The following is a 3,443-nucleotide window of genomic DNA, read 5'->3' as shown; positions in this document are numbered from 1 at the left end:
AATAAGGATCAGGCACTGCTTTCTTGGCTGTCTGAAATAAAATAGGTCGGAGATTATGCAAAGTAAATGGGATCTCAATCCTTTGTTTATGGGAGATAGAACCCTTTGCTTTGCATAACGCTTTACTTCGCATAACAAATTTTATGCTAAGCTTTGCATAAAATTTGAATGAGCGATCTGGTCCGTAAACGCCGCTGAGTTTGTAATTGAGTTTTCATTTTCTTTTTTTCTTTGTTAAGCGTTTTTTGAAGTCGGTTTATTTTTTGAAACAGAAGAGTCAGATTTTTTGACAGATCTCGATTGTCGTAGAAATCGAGCACCGGTATTATGCCAGTCCTCCACAATTGGATCTTGAGTGGTAATTTTACTTTGTAGAAATAGGAATCCACCCATAAGCGTTTTATTATCAATATGGGTTAAATTTAGCTTTGAAATAAGCTCTGCTAATTCTTTCTGACGTCCATGTAAAAGGAGTTGATATTGGGATTTCAGTCCTGAGATTTTTGCTTCAAGTTTCTCGATCTTTAAAGAGGCATTCATTTCATTCTCCTGAGCTTCTAAAAACTAAACTTGCCTCTTTATGGTCTTAATATAACAGACGCATCGTCCGCCTTCAATCAAAAATGAGTTTGTGACAAGCTAAAAACCAACCCTACGAGGGGGCCTCTGACTATTGCTGATTAATCAAAAATTTTAACGAACTTTATCACCATCACTCATGTGCCGTTGTGGCTTTTTAAGAGCAGGATAAAGCGAATAGCGCTATATTAAAAACTACCCATCCACCATCTTTTTTTCGAAGCGCACTTATGTGCGATTTGAAAATCGCACTTGTGCTTTATGGCCACAGGCGTTAGTATAAGGATCACAGGAGAGGCATGGGGGCTTCGCATCACTCAGATATAAACTTCCAGGGTTTAAATTGTAATTGACGCTTAACGGTGTTTGTTATGGCAATTTATTCGTTGTCCTTGGGATTTATATCGCGGAGTGAAGGACGTTCCTCTGTAGGTTTTAGTGCATATATTGGGGGAGGACGTCAATGCGACGGACGCACAGGAACAGACTACGACTACACCAACAAAAAAGATGTCATCGTAAGCCGAGTTCTTGCGGGAGATGAGGCACCAGACTGGGCAAAGAATCCCTCCATTTTGTGGAACAAAGTTGAATCCTTTGAAGATGACATTGCAGCACTACGATTCAGAGGTGATCCAAATGATCCCGTAAAAAACCAAAAAAGTTTAGAGGGAAAAGAGAAGTTTTTAAACTCTTCCCAAACAGCTCAAACGATTATGGGCGCCATTCCGATTGAGCTCAGCAAGGAGCAAGCTGAATCATGTGTTGAGGAGTTTTTAAAAGAAAGATTTGTTTCAAGAGGACTTGTCGTTGAATACGCTATTCACTGGGACAAAGGGAATCCGCATTTTCATGGAATGATAACAAGACGGCCACTCGTGAATGGAGAATTCTCTCAAAGGAAAGATGCCAACATCGTCTCAAAAGTTGAGCACAACACCACAAGAAAACAATGGGAAATCGCTGCAAATAAACACCTTCAATTGGCGGGGCTACCTGTTCGCATTGACGCACGTTCCAACGAAGATCGTGGTTCACTGTTCTTAGCGACAGAACACGAAGGTTGGTATGCTCAAAAGCTTGCCCGAGAAGGAAGTTACTCACGCATTATTGCGGATAATGAAGACAAGCGCCAACAAAATATTGCCATTATGTGCGAGAACCCAGGCTCCTTAGTTAGAGAGGTGTCTTTCAAACGTCCGACATTCACCCGGAAACACATTGAGGAGGAAATCCTCCGCCATGTTGGAGGAGATACCAGACTCTTTGCCATCTTAAAAGCAAAAGTAGAAGAAATTGAAATTAACCCAAAACTCATCCTCGTCCAAGCGAATGACAATATCGTATATGAGGGATCTGCCTTTGCAACTGAACTACAAGGTCTTGCGTCAAAGCTTACAGACCAATTGTTAGAAAATAAAGAAATTGCTCACAAGGTCGGGGAAAACATCAACCGCGAGAACGTCTTTACGTCCGCCCTCTACAAAAAACAAGAAGATCACATAACAGGCCTTGCAGACGCTCTTCACAAGCGAGAAACAAAATCTTTGACTGAAGAGAATATAAAGTCCTCTATCCGTGCTCATGAGCAAGAGCTTGGATTTAAACTTTTCCCTGAACAACGGGAGGCTGTCATTCATTTATGTACTGGCTCAGATATTCGTATTTTAAACGGTAAAGCGGGTACGGGCAAAACCACCCTTTTAAAAGCTGTGGCCAGTAGCTACCAACAAGCAGGGTATGAAGTACTCGGCACCTCTTTCCAAGGAAAAGCGGTGGAAATCATGGAGCAAGAAATTGGCATTCCCTGTAAAACATTGGATAGCTTTCTCTTCCACTGGCAGAAATACCAAGAGCAAAGTGCATACGTTAAAAGTGGCCGGCTTTGGGGACGGCCCTATCTTTACGCCCACAACAAAATGAAGGCGTTAGAGAAGCATTGTTTCTCTCACAAAAAAGTCATCATTGTTGATGAGGCGAATATGGTTGGCGGACGACTCTGGGAGCCTTTCTTGAGAGAAGCTGTCGAGAAAGGAGCGAAAGTTCTTATCGTTCAAGATACCGCCCAAATTAAATCACGAGAAGCTGGAGATTATGGACGGCTATTTGCAGAACGTTACAGATGTGCAGAGACCCGAGAGGTTGTGCGTCAAAAGGTTGAATGGCAACGAGAGTGTTCAAAACACTTAAATGACGCCCATGTTCTAGACGGCATCAAACCTTATTATGAAAAGGGTCATTTTACGTGGTATGAAAGCTCAAAAGAGCTTACACACGCTCTTGCGGATGCCTATATCAAAGATTATCATCCTCGTCAAAGTCATATGGTCTTGGCCTATCGAAACGTGGAGGTTTATGAACAGAATCAAGCGATTCGCGAAGGTCTTAAAGCACGAGGATATCTCAAAGAAAGTTTTGTGGTCTCAGGTCAAGAATATGCGATACGCGATCGAATTCGGTTTACGCAGAATGATCATCATGGGCTGTATATTAAGAACGCTGAAGAGAAATCCTTTCTCAACATATTTTCTAAACATAAGACTCAAGTTGGGGCTAAGAATGGAACACTAGGGGCAATAGAGGGATATAATTCAAAAACAATGACGGTACGCCTTGATTGTGGGCGACTTGTTCAGTTCAGCACAGAAAAGTACCCGCATATCACCCATGGCTATTCAATGACTATTCATAAGTCAGAAGGGAGCACTTTTGATAAAACTTTCGTATCTGTTGATCCGTGTCTCGACCCCGCAAGTCTTCTTGTTGCCATGACAAGACACCGTCACGATGTACGGGTATACGTCAATCGCGAGCTATTTATCGACTTTAAGGATTTTATTGATACAGTCAGTCGAGGAGCTTTT

At 42.0% G+C, this 3,443-nt stretch carries 2 protein-coding genes; one reads left to right on the top strand and one right to left on the bottom strand.

All coding sequences use genetic code 11. The features are described from left to right. Nucleotides 1-234: 234 nt before the first annotated feature. Nucleotides 235-540, bottom strand: coding sequence for a conjugal transfer protein TraD (locus tag HOL16_00200; protein ID MBT5389125.1), 306 nt, complete (start codon nt 538-540; stop codon nt 235-237). Nucleotides 541-950: 410 nt separating this feature from the next. Between HOL16_00200 and HOL16_00195 the strand changes: the two genes are divergently transcribed. Next, the coding region (locus HOL16_00195; GenBank protein ID MBT5389124.1) for a MobA/MobL family protein at nt 951-3,443 on the top strand (2,493 nt) is incomplete at its 3' end.

This window comes from Alphaproteobacteria bacterium (genome assembly GCA_018662925.1).
Lineage (GTDB): Bacteria > Pseudomonadota > Alphaproteobacteria > 16-39-46 > JABJFC01 > JABJFC01.
This window is presented reverse-complemented; position numbering and strand designations above follow the sequence as displayed.